Source organism: Clostridium sardiniense, assembly GCF_019753795.1.
GTDB lineage: Bacteria > Bacillota > Clostridia > Clostridiales > Clostridiaceae > Clostridium > Clostridium sardiniense.
Map to the genome: position 1 here is coordinate 43,884 of NZ_JAIKTU010000005.1, position 21,804 is coordinate 65,687.

19 protein-coding genes and 1 other annotated feature are annotated in these 21,804 nt (G+C 27.7%); of the genes, 6 read left to right on the forward strand and 13 right to left on the reverse strand.

Annotated features, from left to right (window positions below):
* Positions 1 to 22: 22 nt before the first annotated feature.
* The 7 genes from clpP to K5V21_RS06980 all read right to left on the reverse strand — a co-directional run bounded on the left by clpP (position 23) and on the right by K5V21_RS06980 (position 6,692).
* Complete coding sequence (gene clpP / locus K5V21_RS06950; RefSeq protein WP_204594677.1) at positions 23 to 619, reverse strand: ATP-dependent Clp endopeptidase proteolytic subunit ClpP; 597 nt, start codon at positions 617 to 619, stop codon at positions 23 to 25.
* A gap of 147 nt (positions 620 to 766) precedes the next feature.
* Positions 767 to 2,050 carry a trigger factor gene (tig, locus tag K5V21_RS06955; protein ID WP_221860277.1) on the reverse strand — a complete coding sequence of 428 codons (1,284 nt, stop codon included), beginning with the start codon at positions 2,048 to 2,050 and terminating at the stop codon, positions 767 to 769.
* A gap of 114 nt (positions 2,051 to 2,164) precedes the next feature.
* A complete protein-coding gene (locus K5V21_RS06960) occupies positions 2,165 to 2,959 on the reverse strand; it encodes a hypothetical protein (protein WP_221860279.1) in 795 nt (264 codons plus the stop codon).
* An 85-nt stretch (positions 2,960 to 3,044) separates the two neighbouring features.
* Complete coding sequence (locus K5V21_RS06965) at positions 3,045 to 3,200, reverse strand: hypothetical protein (RefSeq protein WP_221860281.1); 156 nt, start codon at positions 3,198 to 3,200, stop codon at positions 3,045 to 3,047.
* A 430-nt stretch (positions 3,201 to 3,630) separates the two neighbouring features.
* Entirely contained in the window at positions 3,631 to 4,905 is a 1,275-nt protein-coding gene (locus K5V21_RS06970) for a murein hydrolase activator EnvC family protein (protein ID WP_221860283.1), read from the reverse strand.
* 18 nt (positions 4,906 to 4,923) lie between these two features.
* Positions 4,924 to 6,183 (reverse strand): TcaA 3rd/4th domain-containing protein, encoded by a 1,260-nt coding sequence (locus K5V21_RS06975; RefSeq protein WP_221860285.1) that lies wholly within the window; start codon positions 6,181 to 6,183, stop codon positions 4,924 to 4,926.
* Between the two features lie 167 nt (positions 6,184 to 6,350).
* A complete protein-coding gene (locus K5V21_RS06980; RefSeq protein ID WP_221860287.1) occupies positions 6,351 to 6,692 on the reverse strand; it encodes a hypothetical protein in 342 nt (113 codons plus the stop codon).
* Between the two features lie 94 nt (positions 6,693 to 6,786).
* Between K5V21_RS06980 and K5V21_RS06985 the strand changes: the two genes are divergently transcribed.
* Positions 6,787 to 7,560: a histidinol phosphate phosphatase gene (locus tag K5V21_RS06985; protein WP_221860289.1), complete on the forward strand. Its 774-nt coding sequence runs from the start codon at positions 6,787 to 6,789 to the stop codon at positions 7,558 to 7,560.
* 8 nt (positions 7,561 to 7,568) lie between these two features.
* Here the strand turns inward: K5V21_RS06985 and K5V21_RS06990 are convergent, their stop codons facing one another.
* On the reverse strand, positions 7,569 to 8,546 hold the full coding sequence (locus K5V21_RS06990; RefSeq protein ID WP_221860291.1) for an aromatic acid exporter family protein: 978 nt from the start codon (positions 8,544 to 8,546) through the stop codon (positions 7,569 to 7,571).
* A gap of 371 nt (positions 8,547 to 8,917) precedes the next feature.
* Here K5V21_RS06990 and K5V21_RS06995 point away from each other — a divergent pair, with 371 nt between their 5' ends.
* A complete protein-coding gene (locus K5V21_RS06995) occupies positions 8,918 to 9,448 on the forward strand; it encodes a glycoside hydrolase family 18 protein (RefSeq protein ID WP_221860292.1) in 531 nt (176 codons plus the stop codon).
* Between the two features lie 42 nt (positions 9,449 to 9,490).
* On the opposite strand, the gene K5V21_RS07000 is transcribed toward K5V21_RS06995, so the two are convergent.
* Positions 9,491 to 10,693 (reverse strand): alanyl-tRNA editing protein, encoded by a 1,203-nt coding sequence (locus K5V21_RS07000; RefSeq protein ID WP_221860294.1) that lies wholly within the window; start codon positions 10,691 to 10,693, stop codon positions 9,491 to 9,493.
* 143 nt (positions 10,694 to 10,836) lie between these two features.
* Positions 10,837 to 11,352: a nitroreductase family protein gene (locus tag K5V21_RS07005; RefSeq protein ID WP_221860295.1), complete on the reverse strand. Its 516-nt coding sequence runs from the start codon at positions 11,350 to 11,352 to the stop codon at positions 10,837 to 10,839.
* Between the two features lie 175 nt (positions 11,353 to 11,527).
* Between K5V21_RS07005 and K5V21_RS07010 the strand changes: the two genes are divergently transcribed.
* Both K5V21_RS07010 and K5V21_RS07015 read left to right on the forward strand, forming a co-directional pair.
* Positions 11,528 to 12,100 (forward strand): sigma-70 family RNA polymerase sigma factor, encoded by a 573-nt coding sequence (locus tag K5V21_RS07010; protein ID WP_221860297.1) that lies wholly within the window; start codon positions 11,528 to 11,530, stop codon positions 12,098 to 12,100.
* Positions 12,093 to 13,208, forward strand: a complete 1,116-nt coding sequence (locus K5V21_RS07015) for a DUF4179 domain-containing protein (RefSeq protein ID WP_221860299.1) — start codon at positions 12,093 to 12,095, stop codon at positions 13,206 to 13,208. Before K5V21_RS07010 ends, K5V21_RS07015 begins: the two co-directional genes overlap by 8 nt.
* Before the next feature lie 222 nt (positions 13,209 to 13,430).
* Here the strand turns inward: K5V21_RS07015 and cax are convergent, their stop codons facing one another.
* Positions 13,431 to 14,477 (reverse strand): calcium/proton exchanger, encoded by a 1,047-nt coding sequence (gene cax / locus K5V21_RS07020; RefSeq protein ID WP_204594691.1) that lies wholly within the window; start codon positions 14,475 to 14,477, stop codon positions 13,431 to 13,433.
* 263 nt (positions 14,478 to 14,740) lie between these two features.
* Positions 14,741 to 14,975, forward strand: a binding site (T-box leader).
* Positions 14,976 to 15,315: 340 nt separating this feature from the next.
* On the opposite strand from cax, the gene tyrS reads away from it, so the two are divergent.
* Together tyrS and K5V21_RS07030 are read left to right on the forward strand one after the other, a co-directional pair.
* Positions 15,316 to 16,545 (forward strand): tyrosine--tRNA ligase, encoded by a 1,230-nt coding sequence (gene tyrS / locus K5V21_RS07025; protein ID WP_221860301.1) that lies wholly within the window; start codon positions 15,316 to 15,318, stop codon positions 16,543 to 16,545.
* A gap of 441 nt (positions 16,546 to 16,986) precedes the next feature.
* Positions 16,987 to 17,898 carry an AEC family transporter gene (locus K5V21_RS07030; protein WP_245000681.1) on the forward strand — a complete coding sequence of 304 codons (912 nt, stop codon included), beginning with the start codon at positions 16,987 to 16,989 and terminating at the stop codon, positions 17,896 to 17,898.
* Between the two features lie 139 nt (positions 17,899 to 18,037).
* Here the strand turns inward: K5V21_RS07030 and tdc are convergent, their stop codons facing one another.
* Both tdc and tyrP read right to left on the reverse strand, forming a co-directional pair.
* Positions 18,038 to 19,891 (reverse strand): tyrosine decarboxylase, encoded by a 1,854-nt coding sequence (tdc, locus tag K5V21_RS07035; protein ID WP_221860305.1) that lies wholly within the window; start codon positions 19,889 to 19,891, stop codon positions 18,038 to 18,040.
* A 208-nt stretch (positions 19,892 to 20,099) separates the two neighbouring features.
* Positions 20,100 to 21,509 carry a tyrosine-tyramine antiporter gene (tyrP, locus tag K5V21_RS07040; protein ID WP_221860307.1) on the reverse strand — a complete coding sequence of 470 codons (1,410 nt, stop codon included), beginning with the start codon at positions 21,507 to 21,509 and terminating at the stop codon, positions 20,100 to 20,102.
* Positions 21,510 to 21,804 lie beyond the last annotated feature (295 nt).

The following is a 21,804-nucleotide window of genomic DNA, read 5'->3' on the forward strand; positions in this document are numbered from 1 at the left end:
CGCTAAGGACAAATCCTAATTATTATGCATTTTCGATTTCATTCTTAGTAATAACTTTATCAACTAATCCATATTCCATAGCTTCGTCTGCTTCTAAGAAGTAATCTCTTTCAACATCAACTTTTATTTTATCTAAAGGTTGATTTGTGTTTTCACTTAGTATTTGATTTAATTTATCTTTTATTCTTAAAATTCTCTTTGCATGTATATCAAAATCAGTTGCTTGACCTTGGAATCCACCTAAAGGTTGGTGTATCATAATCTCAGCATTTGGAAGAGCATATCTCTTTCCCTTTGCTCCTGATGAAAGTAAGAAAGATCCCATTGATGCAGCTAATCCAATACATATAGTACAAACGTCTGGTTTGATATATTGCATTGTATCATATATAGCCATACCAGCTGTAATTGATCCTCCTGGACTATTTATATAAATATATATATCCTTATCTGGATCTTCACTTTCTAAGAATAAAAGTTGAGCAACTACTAAATTTGAAGTCGCATCATTTATTTCACCATTAATCATTATTATTCTATCTTTTAATAATCTAGAGAAGATATCATAACTTCTTTCTCCTCTATTTGTTTGTTCAACAACCATTGGAACTAAGCTCATTACTGTTCCCTCCTTTTTAATGTAACTTTAAATAAAATTATACCTCAAGATTTATCTTTTGTTAATCTTTTTATTTGAAATAATTGCCAGAAAAACATTTTCTGGCAATTATCTAATCGTTACATCTATTAACTTTTAATATATCAATTATTTACAGTTATCTTCTAATAACTTAATTGTCTTTCCAACAACGATATCTTTTTCAATCATGTGCTTTTGAGTTTGAACTAGCATTTCAGCCATTTTTTCGAATTCATCTCCAGCATACATCTTAGCTATTTCAGTAGCTTTTTCTTTAATTTCTTCTTCAGTAGCTTCGATTTTTTCAGCCTTTGCTATAGCTTCTAATACTAAGTCAGCCTTAACTTTCTTATCAGCATTTTCTTTCATGTATGATCTCATTTTTTCTTCTGTGTTTCCAGTAAATTGCATGTATTGTTCTAATGATAATCCTTGTTGGCTTAATCTTGCTTCAAGGTCTTTAACCATGTTATCAATTTCTTTTTCAACCATTACTGCTGGAATGTCCATTTTTGAATTTTCAATAACTGCTGTTATTAATTCATCTTCAAATTCTCTTTCAAATGAAGATTTCTTAGTTTCTTCTATTTTACCAGTTATATCAGCTTTTAATTCAGCTAATGTATCAAATTCTGATACTTCTTTAGCAAATTCATCATCTAAAGCTGGCATTTCTTTAACTTTTATTTCTTTAACTTTAACTTCAAAAGTAGCTTCTTTTCCATTTAAGTCTTCTTTTCCGTAATTTTCTGGGAATTTAACTTTAACTTCTTTTTCTTCATCAGTGCTTAATCCTATTAATTGATCTTCAAAGTTATCAATAAATGATCCTGAACCGATTTCTAATGAATAATCATGTCCTTCTCCACCTTCAAAAGCAACTCCGTCGATGAATCCTTTGAAATCTATAACAGCGATGTCGCCTTTTTCAATTGATCCTTCTTCCTTAGTTTCTACTCTTGCGTTTTGAGATTGCATGTTCTTTAATTGACCTTCAACTTCAGCATCTTCTACTTTAACTTCTTTTCTCTTAACTGATAATCCCTTGTATTCTCCAAGTTCAATTTCTGGATATACAGTAACTTCTGCTGTATAAACTAAATCTTTTCCTTCTCCAACTTCTAATACATCTATGCTTGGGAAATCAACTGGCTTTAAGTTGTTTTCTTCAACTAATGTTGGGTATGTTTCACTTACTACTGTGTTTATAGCATCTTCAAATAACACTTCTATACCGTAGTGCTTTTTAACCATTGCCATTGGTACTTTACCTTTTCTGAACCCAGGTATATTAAAATTCTTCTTATTTTTGTTGTAAGCTTTATTTAAAGCAGCAGTGAATTTTTCTGCCTCTACTCTCACTTCAAATTTAACAACATTAGCTTCTATCTTTTCCATTTTAGCTTCCATTTTTGTTCTTCCTCCTAAAATAGTTCTTTATTCTCGTTTATTAACTACGTTATTATAACATAGATTTCTACACATTTTCAAATGCTTTGTGTTATATAGCAAATTTGGTATATCTTACTTTACAATACTTCCCTTATTATTAATTATATATTCATTTTTATCTACCTTAACTTCTATCCCTTTTTTAGGAACAACTTTACCTATAGTAATATCTTTACCAGATATACTTCTTACTAACGTATTATTTTTACTCTTTATATTGTATATCCATAAATATTCCTTATTAGCTGCTGTCCCAAAGTATGGTAAATTACTTCCATAAGCTATATTATCATCATCTATGAACTTAGCTTGATCATGCCAGACATAATCCTTGTCCTTTTTGATTATAGTATCTTTAGGAAATTTACCTCCCTTTGTAGATACATATTCTTTTCTTGTTATATCTGTAACTTTTCCATCTATATCTATTAGTTTAATATTTTGATCTTTATCTAATATTAGTAACAATTGTTTATTAGGTGATATATCATAGCTAGCCCCTTCTATTTTTTCCATGCCAACGAATTCTTTCTTGTCATCAACTATTTTATATTCACATTTAGCTACAATGTCTCCATCAAGCTTCGCTTCTATATAAGTCTTCTTTGGAGGTTCCGGCTTAACTTCCGGTTCCTTAACTTCTGGCACTTTAGATTCTTCTACTGGTTTTTTTATGTCTGGATTATCACTATCAACCCATGCTTGTAATTTATTTCTTACATTAGAAAAATCCATATTTTCTATTTTAAATTTATATATAAGCAATCCAGCAATAATTGCTACCAAGCCAACTATTATTATAATTCTAAGCCTTCTTCGCTTCATCTTCTTTTCATAATCTTTACTAAAAATACTTGGTTTAGCCAAAATATTTACCTCCTAAATTTACTAATAATAAATATAGTATACAATATTTATTTAATTAAAATAATAACTTTTTCTTATATTTTAATTACTTTTTTACTTTAGCCTTGCTTTTACAACGACAATTGCACACTTTAATTCCTAAAGATTTCTTCTCATCATCTGTAAGTTTAGCCACATTATCTGAATACTCTTCATATTCTGGAGCATCTTTTAAAAAAGTCTTCTTTTCTAGTCTTAACATAACTACTCTCCTTTATTAAATTATTAACACTATGTGTGGTATTTTATCCTAACAAAAATTTGTAATTTTCTAAATTATATTTTAGCACAAATCCGATAATATAATACTCTTTATATAAATATTTTTATTTTTCTCCTTTTTTCAACATTTTTAAACATTCTTTTAACTATTGATTAACAAAGAGTAAATTAATCCTTTACCTATTGGAATTTATTTTAAATTTTAGTATAATTACATTAACGGATAAATAAAAATTAATTAAAGCCCATACCACTCTATTAGCAAACGCTATAGAGTTTAAATAAACCCCACAAAATGTTCATTTATTCCCTTTCTTAAATGAACATAACCCTTTAACCTGTGCTATTTTAGTGCAGGTTTTTTATTTTATATAATAATATAACCGCTAAAAACTTAAGCGGTTATATTATTACAAGTATCTCATAGGATCTGTATGATTACCATTAATTCTTATTTCAAAATGCAAATGTGCCCCTGTACTCATCCCAGTACTTCCAACTTTAGCTATAACTTGTCCACCAGAAACCTTCTGTCCAGCAGAAACTAAAAGTTCACTTGAATGTGCATATAAAGTTTGCTTCCCATTCCCATGATCTATTATTACAGTCTTTCCATACCCACTCATCCATCCAGCTGTAACAACTGTTCCACTTTTTGATGCTTTTATAGGTGCTCCATGAGATGCTCCATAATCTACCCCTGTATGGAAGCCATTAGCACCTGTTACTGGATGCACTCTTGGCCCATAAGAACTAGTTATTGGTCCTACTGTAGGAACCATGAATCCACTTTCATTTGGCTTATTATTATTACTTAAATCAGAATTACTATTATTGTTATTATTACTCCCGCTATTATTATTATTTATTTCATTAAATATCTTGTTTATTTCATTTTGAAGTTCCGCATTGTAACTTAATAGATCCTCAATTTTGCTTTTCACGTTCTTCTCTTCTGATGATAATTTATTTATTTTAATCTCTTTTTCATGTTCTAAACTTTTCAGCTTATTAACCTCTGCTTCATGCTTGTCCTTCTCCACTTTAGACTTTTGCTTCAATTCTTCTTGCTCTTTTTTTGCATTTTGCACTTTAATCTTCTTATTATTAAGGGTTTCCTTTTTTTCTTCTAATTCTTTATGTAGTTCTTTTATTTCTTTTAGAAGCTCATTATCTGTCTTTATTATCTTATTTACATTAAATATATTTGAAAATAACTCTCCAATACTTTTACTTGAAAAAATCATATATAAATATTGAGATTGAAAATTTGCTTTATAATAACTTCTAAGTCTATTTTCTAATAATTCTTCTGTATTTTTAGCTTCTTCTTCGTTTTGTACTATTTCTTTCTCATTTGTAGATATTTCTGTGTTGATTTTATCTACTTCCTTATTCAATCTCTGTACTTCATTTTCGTATTTTTTCAGTGTATTTTCTGACTTTGTAAGCTGAAGGCTTTTCTCTTCTATCTCCTTCATAAGGGAATCAAGTTCGCTTTCCTGTTCTTTTTTCTTTTCTTTTATATTATTCTTTTCTTTTTCTAAATCACTAATTTTTTCTTTATTACTCTCAATCTTTTCTTTATTAGAATTATTAGCCGCATATACATTAAAATTATCAATTGGAGTTAATACAGTTACCATAGTTATAATTATCGTCAGTGATATTACCTTCTTTTTCATGCCCCATTCCCCTTTCATTTATAACGAAAAGTTCTCTACATCATCGACAGTCCACTTATTATTCTTATATATAAGCTTAGTTAAGAACTTCTTGCTATTTTCTTTTCTTCCTAATCCAAACAATACTTTGCTAGTATCATACTTTACCTCACAAACTATAGTTGCTTTATACTCTCCATTTTTATATTGAAAATTACTCTTTTCTTTATCAATATCTAAAGATTTCATTTCATAATTATTTTTTAGTATGAAATACTGCTTCTCTATAACTGAATATATCTTATCTCTTGCTTCGTTCGTCGCTCCTTCTATAGCCTCCTTATCTTCACTATTTAAAGCTTCAAATACACTTTTATAAAAAGTATTTAAAGATGTATTTATTTCATTCCACAGTGCATCATTCTCTATATCTAGTTTTAAAGATATATTTGGTGTTTGAAGCACTTCACTTTCTTTTCCCTTTACAAGCCCCCAAGGAAATTCCTTCTGAATTGAAAGCTTTATACTACCATCAGTTGGCATTGGTCCTATATTTCTAAAATCTTCACACTTTATCCCACTATCCTTACCATTTATAAATACATTAGCATCTCCAAATTTACTATCTACAGTTACCATAATCCCGTCTAGCTTAAGCTCTACAGTCTCATCCTTCATTAAGGATATGTCTTCTTCTTTTTTGATTTTCCCATATTCATTAGCTATTGATCCACTAATCTTATATTTACCTGGTATAAGGTTATTTAATGTATCTCCTGAATTTACTTTTTCTTTTTCGTTTAAATATATATTGGCATCTTTAAAGTTACTTACAATTTTAAGATTAAAAGTCTTTAAATTTACATAATAATTATCACCAAATATACCTTTTTCATTTACTAATTCAAAAATAGCCTTTTTATTATCTTCCTTTAGTCCATCAATTACACTATTAACCTGTGAATCTTGTCCTTTATAATAAGCTATTAATGTGATTAGATCCTTCTTCTTTAGTTTTTTATCATTAACTCTTATAACATCTTGAAGTTTAGATGCACTTCCATCCTCAAGACCTATCTCTAATTTTTTAAGGAGTTGCTCTTTTGTAGTTCTAATATTTCCTACAAAATATCCAGATAACAAAAATATTACAATACCAATTAAAATAATTATCTTGAGATTCTTTTTAAGAAATTCTCTATAAGTATCTTTGTTTAATTTTCTTATTTCATCACTTTTATTAACTAAGATATCCTTTGTTTTCTTAATAAATCTATCTAATTTTTCTTTAATCGCCATTTTTCACCTCAACCTTTAAATATATAATAATAAATTATTTGCCATAAAATCAATATTTTATTAACCTAATTCTTTATTTTTTTAATCATTTATTGTTAAACTTAATATTTTAGTAATAATTTAGGGCGTTATATAAACATTTTCGTCTATATAACGCCCTATTTTCACTATTCTAAAATATCTATAATCCACTTTCCGCAATCAACACATTTATATACTCTTATAACAAATAAATCTAATGTTTCTTTACTTAATACATTTTCAAACTTTTCTTTTTCTTCTTTTGTTATAAACTCGTCTTCTCCATTTATATATCCATGAATTTCAATATAATAATTATCTTTACTTACTTTACAGCATTCATTAATTTCAACACAGCTAATTCTTTCATAATCTAATTGATTCGCTAAATCTTGTATTATAGGAATTATATCTTCATACTCTTCAATTTCATCTAAGAAATCTTCTTCATAAAATGACATATCTTTTATTTTAAATAACTCTTTCATAATCATTCCTCCATATATAGGTTATTATCCTTATAATTTATAATACTATGCTATAATATAAAAAAGCAATTTATTATTTTGATGGAGGTTATTTATGATTTTCGATTGTCATATGCATACAGAGTTTTCTTCAGATAGTAAAATGAAGATAGAAGATGTAATAGAAAAAGGTAACCAATTAAATATAGGCACTATAATAACAGAACATATGGATTATAATTATCCTAAAAAAGATTTATTTAAAGTTGATTGTAGTGAATTTTTTAATAGATATTCTAAATACAGAAGCGATAATTTATTACTAGGTATAGAAATTGGACTTTCACATACTATAGTTGATAAAAATAATATCATATCTAATTCATATCCTTTTGATTTTATTTTAGGTTCAATACATTCAATAAATGATATTGATATCTTCATAAATTCAAAAAATACCACTTTATCAAAACAAGAATATTTATCTGAGTATTTTGAAGAGATAATAAAAGACATAAGTGAATTTGATAATTTTGATTCACTATCTCACATTGATTATCCTTGCAGATATTTAAAATATGCTGATAATGAAATATATTTATCTGAGTTCTCAGATTATCTTGATAAAATATTTAGTATACTACTAAAAAAGGGCAAGGTCATAGAAGTAAATACTAGACGTCTTGGTGATGAAAAGGCAATTGAATCACTTATACCTATTTATAAAAGATATAAGGACCTAGGTGGGAAATACGTAACTATTGGATCTGATGCTCATTCTAAAGAAGGCATAGGATTACATATTGATGCTGCAAAATATATCATAAAAGAGGCTGACCTTACTCCTGTATATTTTAAAGAAAGAAAAATGCATATTATCAATATATAAAAATAAAGCTAAGATAATCTCTTAGCTTTATTTTTATATATTTTTCTAAATTCTTTCTTTGTTAATAAAAACTCTTCCAAATCATTCAAAAATTGAAATAACATTGCTCTATTTTCAAACTCTTCTCTAGTTTTTGGAAGAGGCATATCCTTATAACTTGCTCTCAATTTAGTTAATTCATAAAGAAGTTCTATACAATCATTATCAGCATATATATTAGTTGCTATATTTTCTGTAAAAGTAGCCATTATTAATGTTTGATCATAGGTTATTGAAAATCTTGAAAAATGTGAAGTCATTCTCTTTATTGCATCTAGCTGCTTCACTCTCATTTCTATATAATCTATGTAATAAAGCTCATCTTTAAATAAATAATTATTATTTATTTGATAAGCTAGTGCTCTAGTCTCTTCTATAACCTTCTCTACCTCAATAAGTCTTTTTCTTTCATTTACTGGAACAGCTTTTGTAATTAAGCTCTTTGACATATCAAAAATTATATTTCTATACTGATTCTCAATAAACTCCTTATTTATATTAAATTTATCATCAAGAGATGGCATATATAGATTGAATAATGATGCTATACCTATACCTATAAAAGTTAGAGCCTCTTCATTAACTATCCAACTCAAGTTTATATCACTACTAACTAAAAGGTGAGTTGATAAAACGGCTCCAACCACCATTCCTTCTTCTAATTTGAACCTCTTAGTTATAGGAATAAATATAAGTAAGAAAAGTCCAAATACTAAAGAGTTATTTCCAAGTAATACATATAGTAAATATGATAATAATACAGCTATAGTAGCTGCTATTACTCTTCTTCCACCAACTAATAATGCTTCCTTTTTTGTGTCTTGTATACTAAGTATTGCAATTATTCCAGCAGTTACTCCAAATTTTAAACCAAATCCTTCCGCTATAAATATTGCAATAGTTGCAGACACTGCCATTTTAAATGTATTTCTTTTTAAAAATTCCATGTTTATCACCTTAAATTACTTTCCTTAAGTATATAATAATAAATTTTACTGACTTTTTCTATTTAAATATTATTTAACAATCTTTCTTATATTTTAATATAATTTTTTAACCTATAAATCGATTACTTATTATTAGTTTGATTCTATTATTACTATATAAATCACTAATCCTAAGTTTATGTATAAGTTATTTATAGTATGGTCCATGTAATAATTGATAAAACATTTAATAAAATTCAAAAAATTGGGGAGGATTTATTTATGAGAGAAAAATATGTAATCGCTTATTTAAGAGATTCAGGCCTTAAAGATATTACAAAGAAAGATGCACTAAAACTTACTCATATAAATATTATACTGATGCAACTGAAATGAATAAGGCACATAATTATTTAGATTATGTCCAACTTATGACTTATGATTTAAGAGATGGCTTTCAAATTTTAACTGGTCACCATACTAATTTATATAATTCAACTGGAGATATCTTTAGAATATCCACTGATTCATCAGTTAAATTATTTATTGAATCTGGTGTTCCTAAGGAAAAGTTAGTAATAGGTTCAGCCTTCTATGCAAGAGCTTGGAGATATGTTCCAAACTTTAATAACGGATTATTCCAAATGGCAAAAACAGTTGGTCTCTTTGGTGGAAATTACGATGTGTTAAAGAGTAATTTTATAAACAAAAATGGATTTAAAAGATATTGGGATAACGAAGCAAAAGCACCTTACCTATTTAATGGATGTGATTTTTTATCCTATGATGATGAAGAATCTTTAGAGCATAAATGTAATTACCTAAAGAGGAATAACCTATTAGGAATGATGTTTTGGCATTATTCTGCTGATAGTACAGGAACACTCCTTAACAAGATTTATGAGGAACTTATAAAAATATAAGACTTATCTATAAATATAGATAAGTCTTATATTTTTTTTATCTTATTCTAATGAATTCTTTACTTTTTTGAAAGCATAATCAAGAAGAGAGTCAAGATTATTATTATTCTTTCCTCCACCTTGAGCTAATATTTTACTTCCGCCTCCTCTTCCATCAATTAAACTAATTGAATCCTTAAGAAGATTGTTCATTTCTGCATTTTTTATATCCTTTGATGCTGCAAATATTAAGTTCACTCTATCCTCATTTTTTACTGCCATTAAAGCTATTACTTTCCCCATTTCAGTAAGCTTACTTGCAAGCTTACTTACATATTTAACATCTTCATTATCATATATTTCTCTAATCACTGATACATCAGATACCTTATCAGCATTTTCTATAAGTTCTTTACTCTTATATTCTGATATTTCTATTGTAAGTTCCTTATTCTTGCTATTTGCAGTTTTTAATTCATTATTCAAGTTATTTATACTATTTATAGCTTCATCTTCGCTACAGCTTAAGAATCTACATATTTTCCTTGAAAATTCATCCTTTTTAAAGCTATCATTAATAGCTCTATTGCCAGCTAAATACTCTATTCTAGTATTCCCTTTATGCTTTTCATATCTTCCAAGCTTTATAGATTGAAGTTCTATAGTTCTACTTGGATGAACACCACAACAAGCATTTATATCTAAATCTTCTATTTTTACAATTCTTATTTTTTCATTTGTCTTCGGAAGATCACGTCTAAGTCCCATCTTCTTAAGTTCTCTTTTTTCTGGAAATAAAAATTCTACATTTAAATTTTCATTTATAACTTTATTTGCATACTTTTCAGCTTCTCTTATTTGTTCTTCTGTAATTTCCCCTACTATATCTATAGTACTTATTTCTTTTCCTAGGTGTATACCTGCAGTATTATGATTAAATAATTTAAAGAAGCATCCTGAAAGTGTATGTTGTGCTAAATGCTGTTGCATATAATCAAATCTTCTTTCCCAATCTATATTACACTTTACTTTATGTATTTTTATAGGCTTTCTAGATACAACATGATATACCTTTCCAGCTTCTTCATATACATCTAAAACTTCATGTTCTCCTATGAATCCTAAATCACAAGGCTGACCTCCCCCACCTGGGAAGAATGCAGTTTTATCTAGAATTACATGAAATCTATCATCTTTTTCAATTATCTCCTCTATCTCTGCTGTAAATTCTTTTATGTATTGATCTATATAATATAACTTTTCCAAATTATACACGTCCTTTCATAATTACTACCCTTAGTATATCATTTATACAATTTAAATTTAACATTCAAGTTTAAACGTAAATATTAAAATGGCTATACTAAATATTATTAGTATAGCCATTCATTTTATATTAAATATTAATCTTAAAACTTACCATAATGAACTTTTTCATGATTTAACTTTGAATCATCATAAGCAGTTTTTTCTTCATCTTTATATCCTATAGTCAATATAGTTAATACTCCATAACTTTCTGGTAACCCTAAGACATTTCTTACAGCTTCTTCTGAATCTCCGTTTTCGCTTTGTCTATTTCTTATTTGTATCCAGCATGATCCCAGACCTAATTTCTGAACTTCTAATTGAATTAATGTTGATGCTATTGAAGCATCTTCAATCCATACATTACTTCCTTCTGTATCTGCAACAACTATAATTGCAAGTGGTGCAGTCTTTAATCCAAGTGTTCCTTTAGCTTTACACTCTTCTAATTTTAGTAATGTTTCTTTGTCATCAACTAATATAAACTCAACTGGTTTCTTATTCATTGATGATGGTGCAAGTAGCGCAGCTTTAAGTATTTTATCTATCTTTTCTTTTTCGATTTTTTGTTCTTTATACTTTCTTATACTTCTTCTTTCTCTTAGTATTTCTAACATTGAAATCATCCTTTCAGATTATATTTTTATTATTATATCACCTAATTACTAGATAAAATACTTTATTTAATATAATTAACTAGTTAGTTTAATTTTATATTTTTTTGAAACTTTTTGGTATAGTATAAAGACTAATATATGAAACATCGATGTTATTAATTATGGAGGACAACTTATGATTGAAACTATAAGAATTAAAAATCTAATTTCAAACCCTGAACTCACCTCGGAAGAATTAATTATAAAAAAGGCTATAAAAGGTGATAAACTTTCTTATGAAAAATTAATTAAAAATAATAAAGAATACTTATACAAGCTTGCCTTTTTGTATGTAAAAAATGAGCAAGATGCATTAGATATACTTCAAGAAACTGTATATAAAGGCTTCTTAAACATAAAGAAATTAAAAAATATTCAATTTTTTAATACATGGATATCAAGAATATTAATTAATACCTCAATAGATTTTATTAAAAAAAGAGAAAGAACCACCACTTTAATTACCGATAATTCAGTTTATATTGAAAGTAATATATCTAAAATTGAATCAAATATTGATTTGTACAATGCAATTGATTTATTAAAACCTAAATATAAAACAGTTATAATCTTGAAATATTTTGAAGATATGAAAATAGATGAAATATCAGAAGTTCTAGATATACCTCAAAATACAGTAAAAACCTATTTAAAGAGAGGTCGTGAATTACTATCTAGAATTTTAAAGGAGGATTATTTAAATGAATAATCAATTTGATAATATTAAATTACCAAATAATATAGATGAAGTTATACAACTAGGCATCGAGAAAGCTTGTACTACTAAAAAGAGTAAAATTAAAAAATTCAAATTTAAAGTAGCTTCTTTTCTATTAATTAGTACTACTGCAATTACTATATTAGGTATAAAAAATCCAGCTTTTGCATCAAACATACCACTTATTGGCGGCATATTTGAAAAACTTCAAGATAAGATTAATTTCTCAGGAAATTATAAGGATTATTCTAGCAATATTAATGAAATATCTCATAGTAACGGTACTTCTGTAACTATATCTGAAGCTCTTTGTGATGGTGAATCTCTTTATATAACATATAAAATCGAAAGTAAAAAACCATTTAAATACACGACTTCTGATGAAAGTTTAATAAATTATATAGACAATTCTAATATTGGAATTAAAGAAAATGAATTGATGCAAATTTTAGAGGAGGGTACAATTAAAACTAACTTTTCTAACATTGAAATCCCAACTGCTACATCTGGTATACAAGGTAATTATTTAGATAAAAATACATTCATAGGTGCTGCAAAATATGATATTTCAAAGTTAAATACAACAATACCAAAAGATTTTAAATTAAATATAAATCTTAAAGCTTTAAGTATCCCTTCAACCCTTTATGAACCAGCTAAGGATATTGTTGTTAATAAAGATCAAGTATTAAGGGGAAATTGGAAGTTTAATATACCTATATCTACTGACAATTCACTAGTAAAAATAATAAATATAAATAAGAGAAATAACTATGGTTCTAGTTTGGATAGTCTTTCAATCACTCCGTTTGAAATTAAGTTACAAGGCAAAACTGAAAAGATCCCACCTACAAAAGCTGGCGAAAAAATCCATCAATATGGAATAAATATCAAAGATGATAAATATTCTCTTGTATCATCAAGTTCACAAACCTTCAAGGATGGTACCTATTCAGTTATTTTAGAAAGAAAAAATATTAATTCAAAATCTTTAACATTATCTTTATTTGAAGAAATATTAGGTGCTCCAGATGAAAATGGAAATATAAGCATAATAGATGAAAAAACTTTATTCACCGCTAAAGTTAACATTAATTAATATAAAATATCTTTTATAGACATTTCTATTTAACTATACTTTTAAATTTAACATAATAAAGATTTATACAATATAGACTTTCAAATAATCTATTTCATTAAAAATCACGTGTATCTTCACAAGGAAAATCACGTGATTTTTATATTTTTATCTAAGTTATATATCTAAATTTAATAATTGTTTAACTTTAACTATCTACTCTATATTAATAAAATTAAACTTCTACACTACAAAAAAGGCAGCAGCTATAATTATATATACAGCTAATAATTGTACTCCTTCAAGCCAATTTGATTCACCATCACTTGCAACTTTATTTGCAATTATGACTGAAACAATTAAAGCAACAAGCTCAAAAACATTAAATACAATACTCATCGGAGTGAACAAAAGACTTAAAAAAATTAGAACTGGTGCAACAAATAAAATTATTTGGAGACTTGATCCAAGTGCTATTTCTACGGCAACATCCATTTTATTTTTAAGTGCCATAACAACAGCAGTACTATGCTCTGCTGCATTTCCAATTATCGGTATTAAAATTATACCTACAAAGAATTCACTTAATCCAAGTGATTGTGTCATAGGTTCCACTGCCCCAACTAAAAGTTCACTTTCAATTGCAATTAAAACTGTTGCTACAGCAAGAACTAATATAGATTTTTTAAGTGACCATTTAGCTATTTCTCCATTCTCTTCATGTTCTACTTCATATATATCCTTATGAGTAAAGAATGAAAATACTAAACTTAATATGTAAATTGCAAACATTATAACAGCAACTATGATACTTAATCCTTCATATTTTGTATTTAATAGCTCTGGACTAACTGTATGTGTAAATATAGCTGGTATACTTAATCCTATAACTGAAAATAAAAGCATACTTGAACTTATATCTATAACTTTCTTATTAAATTTTTGAGTCTTAAATTTAAGTCCTCCAACTAACATACTTGCACCTAGAACTAACAGTGTGTTTCCTATTACTGACCCTGCTATTGATGCTTTAACCACATCAAACAAACCACTCTTTAATGCAAAGAACGATATTATAAGCTCAGTTGCATTCCCAAAAGTAGCATTTAAAAATCCACCAAGTTTTGGTCCTGTATAAAATGATATTTCCTCTGTAGCCTCCCCCATAAGTCCAGCAAGCGGAATTATAGCAAGTGCTGCTAATATAAATAATATTGTAGGTGATAAATGCATAAACTCACCAATTATACTTATAGGTATAAATATTAATAAGTACTTCAAAAATTTCATGTTAATACCTCTTTCTTCTTTAGTATATTCTATTTTTTATTATTTTTTTTATTATTATACAATATAATTGTTAAATATATATAAATAGCTTAACTCTCGTATTTACTACGTTTCCCATAATACTTTTAAAATTTATTAACTTAAAAATCTATGTTTCAATGGTATTTAATGCAATTTTTTTAAAATTAATGTTGACACTAAGATTTTATGGAGATATAATGAGTTCAAGCAGTCAAACAAAGCACTGCTAAATAAATTAATAACTAAAGACAATGAAGAGAACAAGTAGGAATACCTAAGCTTAACAGAAAGTTGCCGGGTGATGAGAGGCGCTAAGACATTTATTTTGAATACATCTCGGAGTCATGCATTGAACTCTATTTATTAGATATTAGGTGTTATCGGTTAAGTATCGTTAAAAACTTTTAATGAGGTTATATACTAATTAAAGTATATAATAAATTAAGGTGGTACCACGTGAGTAATCTCGTCCTTATTATGGATGGGGTTTTTTTGTTATATAAAAAGATTTTATACTCACACATTTGAGGCAAAAAAAAACTATATCAAATTAATATTTATAACAATGTATCTAATGTTATAACTTCACTACTTCAATCGTCCAAAAAAGAAGTATAATTAAAAGTTATTAAGCAAATAGTACTTAGTGTCATAAATAAAAATTCGTATAGCAAATAAAAGAGCCCACAAAACTGCATAGTTATTGCTCTTCTACAATATCATTATTTCACACATATATTATATTGTTTTATTTAAAGAAGGTCAATAATTAATGCAAAAAAAATAAAAAATACATTAATTATTGGAGGTTTTAGTAATGGAAAGAAATGTTTTAGATATCCTAAAAGAACGTGGATACATTAAACAGTTTACTCATGAAGAGGAAACAAGAGAATTATTAGGAAAAGAGAAAATTACTTTCTACATTGGATTTGACCCAACAGCTGATAGCTTACATGTTGGTCACTTTATCGCAATGATGTTCATGGCTCACATGCAAAGAGCTGGACATAGACCAATTGTATTAATTGGTGGTGGTACTGTTACTATCGGAGATCCAAGCGGAAAAACTGATATGAGAAAAATGTTAACTGATGAACAAATTCATCATAACGTTGAATCAATAAAGAAACAAATGGAAAGATTTATAGATTTCTCAGATGATAAAGCAATATTAGTAAATAACGCTGATTGGCTTAGAGGATTAAACTACATTGATTTCTTAAGAGAAGTTGGTGGACACTTCACAGTTAATAAGATGTTAGCAGCTGATGCTTTCAAGAAAAGATTTGCTCTTGATAGAGGTTTATCATTCTTAGAATTTAACTACATGTTAATGCAAGCTTACGATTTCTTAGTATTAAATGAAAAGTTCGGTTGTAAAATGGAGCTTGGTGGAGACGACCAATGGTCAAATATGATTGCGGGTGTTGACTTATTAAGAAAGAAAAAAGGCGAAAGCGTATACGCTATGACTTGTAGCTTACTTACTAATAGCGAAGGTGAAAAAATGGGTAAAACTGTTGGAGGAGCTTTATGGCTTGATCCTGAAAGAGTTTCACCATTTGAATTCTTCCAATACTGGAGAAATATAGCTGATGCTGATGTTGAAAAGTGCTTAAAACTTTTAACATTCTTACCAATAGATGAAATAAATGAATTATGTGCTCTTGAAGGCGCAGCAATTAACGAAGCTAAGAAAACTTTAGCTTTCGAAGTTACTAAATTAGTTCATGGTGAAGAGAATGCTCAAAAAGCTTTAGTTGCTTCACAAGCTTTATTCGAAGGTGGCGTTGATTTAGAACACGTTCCAACTATCGAAATAACTGAAACTCATTTAGGTAATAACTTATTAGATGTATTGGTTGAATTTGATGTATTCCCATCAAAATCAGAAGCTAAGAGATTCGTAGCTCAAGGCGGATTAGCAATAAATGATGAAAAAGTTTCTGATATTGCAAAAACTTTAGAAAAAGAACACTTCGAAGAAGGCTTTGCAATGATTAAAAAAGGTAAAAAAGGTTTTACTAAAATAATAGTTAAATAGTGATTTATTAAGTAATAATTTATTTAGGGGATAAATTATTCTGTAATAGATACTATAACAAATAATAATGTTTTAAACGGAAATAGCTAAACAATAATGCTAAAATAATTTTAAAATAAAGATTCGGAAAATTTTAATTTAGTTAATGCTTAATAAATTAAAATAAAAATTTAAATATACACACTGTTCATAAAAGATAATTTAAAATAGATAAATAAATTTTAAAATAATGCTTAAAATAATGTTTAAATAAGTCACTCATTTATAATCAAATAGATAAATAATGCTTAAAAGGGTATCGATGTAATGCTTTGTCGATACCCTTTTATTTTTCATGTTAATAATATATTAATCTTCTCGGCTTCATCAACACTATGTCTATTATAAATGTATAATTATAATGTGTATTAAAATATAACACTGGAGTTGATAAAATTGAATATGACAATAATAAATCAAGTTATAATACTATTTTTAATTATGCTTGTTGGAGTATATGCTAGGAAAAAGAACATAATTTCTGAGGAAAGTAATGAATCTCTTTCTAAGTTTTTATTAAATATAGCACTTCCCTTTTTGATCCTTTCTTCATTTGATTATAATATATCAAAAGAGGAAATATTTAATGCAGAACTTATATTTTTATATTCTACAGTTATACATCTTTTCTTAATCTTTATAACAAAGATATTATGTATTAAGTTTGACAAAGATACTTCAATTGTATCTAGATGTGCTCTTATATTTTCAAATGCAGGCTTTATGGGCTACCCTTTAATGGCTGGTTTATATGGGAAAATTGGAGTATTTTATACAGCAATTTACGGAATTCCTTATAATATAATTCTTTTTACTTACGGAACTATATTATTTAGTAAAACTAATTTAAAGAATAACTATAAAGATGCTTTAAAAAAGATAATTTTAAACCCAGGTATTATAGCGATATTTTTAGGTATAATTCTGCTTATAACTAAATTTAAATTACCTGACCCAATATCCGAGACAATATCATTAATCGGTAACACTACTACTCCACTTGCCATGATTATAGTTGGGGCTATGCTTGGCAATTTAAAACTTAAAGAAATATTCAAAGGAAAAATTATATATTACATAAGTTTTATAAAACTTATATTAATACCTGTAATGGTATTTCTTTTAATAAGCCTTTTTAATGCAAATCATTTTTTAAAAAATATTTGTGTACTACTAGAAGCTACGCCTGCCGCAGTTGTATGTTCTGCATTTGCAGCACAATATAATATACAGAAAGATCTGGCGGCTAAATTAGTCTTTGTAACTACTCTATTTTCAATTATAACTATTCCTATAATTATGAGTATCTTTTAATTATAATTATACTTACTTATATAAAAATAAGGCAACATTATATCAATTATAATGTTGCCTTATTATTTTGTCATTCTTTTACTATATCAAAATAAAAAAAGTAGCAAAGTAATAAACCTTGCTACTTTAATATAATATACTATCTTACATCATAGATTTTATCTAATTTCTTTTGAATAGCTGTGTGAATCTTGTCCATATATTCATTGAATACTTCTTTATCATTTATAAATGGTGAAAGTACACAAGCTCTTAGGATAGTAACCTTTTCTTCTTTATCCCATTCTTTTTCAGTTATTCCACATCTTTTAACAAAGTTAAGTGGGCTATTTCCGTAGTCTGGTACAGCGAAATCAGTATGTGATGTAATGAAGTCATTATTGTATAATCCTCCATCAACATATGAAGCTTCATCATAGAAATCATGATTTAACTTATTCATTTTAGCTAAATCTGTATTTCCTTCTTCATTAAATACAAAGTCTACCATGTTGAAATCTGGTCTTGTTAAATTGTGCATCTTTATAGTTTTATCTCCAACCTTAAATTCTTTTCCTTCAAGGTAAGTATAGAAATTATATGCACCTTCAATACCTGCTCCTATAAGTTTTCCGTATCCTGTAATATTTAATGGTAATATTCTATGTGCAGTCCAAACTGATGCTGCAGTAGCTCCTGCTTTTGATCCTTCAAGCATGAATGCTCCAAGTAATGCAGGAATATCCATTCCTTTTTCAAATACGTAAGTTGCAAAGTATGAAATTGAATCTCTCATTCTCTTATCTTTTATTACTATACCACCAGCTGAATATGGTACATATCCCATTTTATGTGGATCGATTGTTACTGAATCAGCTTCACTTATAGCTTTAAATGCTTCATAAGTATCATCTGAAGGCCATTCAGTTTCTTTATTTAAGAATACTCCATGTTCTAAATATTTTTCTTTTAATTCATCCTTAGCTATGAAATTATAATCTTCATCTAAGAATATTGATCTTGCATATCCACCGTATGCAGCATCAACGTGTACATAGAAATGTATTCCTTCTTTAGCTAACTTATCTCTTACAGCTATGATTTTGTGTATATCATCAACTGCTCCTTCTTCTGTTGAACCAACAACTCCTACAACTCCTAGAGTTGGAATTCCTTGTGCAGCTAATTCTCTGATTTTCTTTTCAAGAACTTCTGTGTTCATTCTAAATTTATCAGTAACTTCTACAGCTTCAACATTGTCTAATCCAAGACCAATGATATCAGCAGCTTTAAGCCATGAATAGTGCTTAGTTTGTGGAACTAACCATTTACCTAATTTTTGAATGTTTTTACCACTTCTTGCTGATTTATCTTTTAAATCATCTAATTTTTCTGGAACCTTAGCTACTAAATCTAAGATTTCTTCAGTTGACATATTTAATAATTCCCATTCAGTTTTTCCGGCTACAAGTTCTGGGCAAACTTCACTCATTGCAAGTGGTAATGATTTTAAGTTTCTTGCATACCAAATACCTTCTAAATTAGCTATTGATCCATCAGCACTGATGTGTCCCCAACCAATTCCATCTTTATATCCCATAAGTCTTGCAAAATCAGCTCCAACTTCTTCTTCCATTTGTGAAGTTCCTGGTGATGATTCATACGCAACGTTGTTACCATTGTATAACATTGCAGCGAAGTATCCTAAAATTGCTGGCATTAAAGTTTCTGAGTTCATGTGTCCTAAGAATCTTGGTGAATGCCATGGTAATGATTTTGATCTAAGTTTAACTGATAATTCTGTTAAAACTTCTTCCATTTTATCTGAAGTCATTCCAAAATCTTTTTCATTCATATCGTTCTTTTTGATTATTGGCATATCTTCTGGATGATAATTTTTTCTCCATTCACTATGATCTTCAAATAACATCTTTAAATACTTTTCGAAAGTTTCTTTGTTTTCTGACTTTGGTCCTAAAAATAATGCTTTTAAGTTTAAATCTTGTCCATTCATTTATATCTTCTCCTTCGTAGACTCAATTAAAACTATATGACCATTTAAAATGAAACTAATGCAATTCATTTTAAATTACCACACGTTTCATTGAGGGCTTTATAATATTTATTAAAATCATATGACATCTAAGATAATGCTAAGACTTAAATGTCATATGATGTTTTACTATATTAATAGTATTTTTAATGCTTTTATTGATAATTTATTATTTTACTTTTTTCCATTCAGGTTTTCTAAAGTGGAATATAATAAGTGGTATTACCACACTTACTATTGTTCCAATTACTTGGAATGCTATATATCCAGGACCTTCACTTGCTGGTAATATTGATGGTGGTATTAAACTTACTAATATAGTAATTGATACACCAATAATTGCAAGTATTGCAACAATCCACATTAATGAATTTCCTTTTGCTCCAAGTCTAAATGGTCTCTTAACATCTGGTCTCTTATATCTTAATACAATTGCTGATATGGCCATTAAGATATATGCAACACAATAAACAATAGTTGTTGTTATTGTAATCATAAAGAATGCACTGTTAACATCTGATGTTACTAAGTAAGTTATTGATATTAATGAAATAACTATAGCTTGTATTAAAACAAATGTTATTGGTACTCCCTTTTTTGTTCTCTTTTGGAAAAATGGTGGTAAATTCCCTTCTTCAGCAACTTTAATCATTGCTTTTGATGGTCCAAGTACCCAAGCACTTAATTGTGCTAGAACACCAATTGCTATCATAGCTGATATTATATTATTAAATATTGATGGTATTCCTAAACCTTCACAGTATATAACAAATGGTTGAGTTATATTTGATAGTTCCATCTTACCCATTGGAACTGCATTTGCAACAGTTAAACCTGCAATTAAGTTAACTATTACTAATAAAATAACTGATGCTATAACAGCTATTGGGTAATTTTTCTTAGGGTTTTCAATATTATTAGCATGTACTGATGATATTTCTACCCCTGCAAATATAAATATAATTCCTGAGAAATATGTTAAAGTTCCGAAATCGTGGAAATTAGGTATAATTTTATCTGCGCTAAATGTTCCTAAATAACTACCTGGTTGAATACCAACTTTAATTGCATATGCTATACCTAATACAACTAATGCTATAAATGGAATATAAACACCTATTAAAGAACCTATATTACCAACAACCTTAACCATGTCAAATTTAAGGTTTAATAAAGTAACACCCCAATAAGAAATAATAATTACTATAAATACGAATATGTGGTTTTGTGCAAGTTTTGCATCACCTACAACATAACCAAGTAAAACTCCAACTGTTGAAGCAACCATTACCATTCCAAAGAACATTTGAACCCATAAAAGCCATGAAGTTACAAATCCCCATCTTTCACCTAGCGCTTCTGTAACCCAAACTTGAGGACCACCTTCTTCTGGCCATCCAGTTGCAAGTTCTGCTGCTATAAGTGATATTGGAATAGCAAATACAATAACTGCTCCTACTAAATAAAAAATTTGAGACCAACCATTAATAGCTAATGTAGGTACACTTCTTACTGTACCAAAGAAAGCCATAGTAATCCCAATAAGTTGGAATAGTGTAAGTTTTTTAACACTGCTCATAAGAATAATTCCTCTCTTTCAATATTAAATTTTTAATCTTACAATCAGTGATTTTTGTTTTATTACCAATGCTTTTAATAAATTTAATGCTTTAATAATCTATATCTGGATTTAACAAAACAATAATCACTAAACTGTCGTAGCTTGGCTACATCTTTATCTTATACCTTAGCGAGTTATTGTCAAATTGCCCAGATTTAATTGCGTATATTTAAAAAAAATTTGTTTACTTTTTAATACTTTGTTGATTTTTTATTCATGCAAAATTTTCCCATATATACATATAATTCATCTT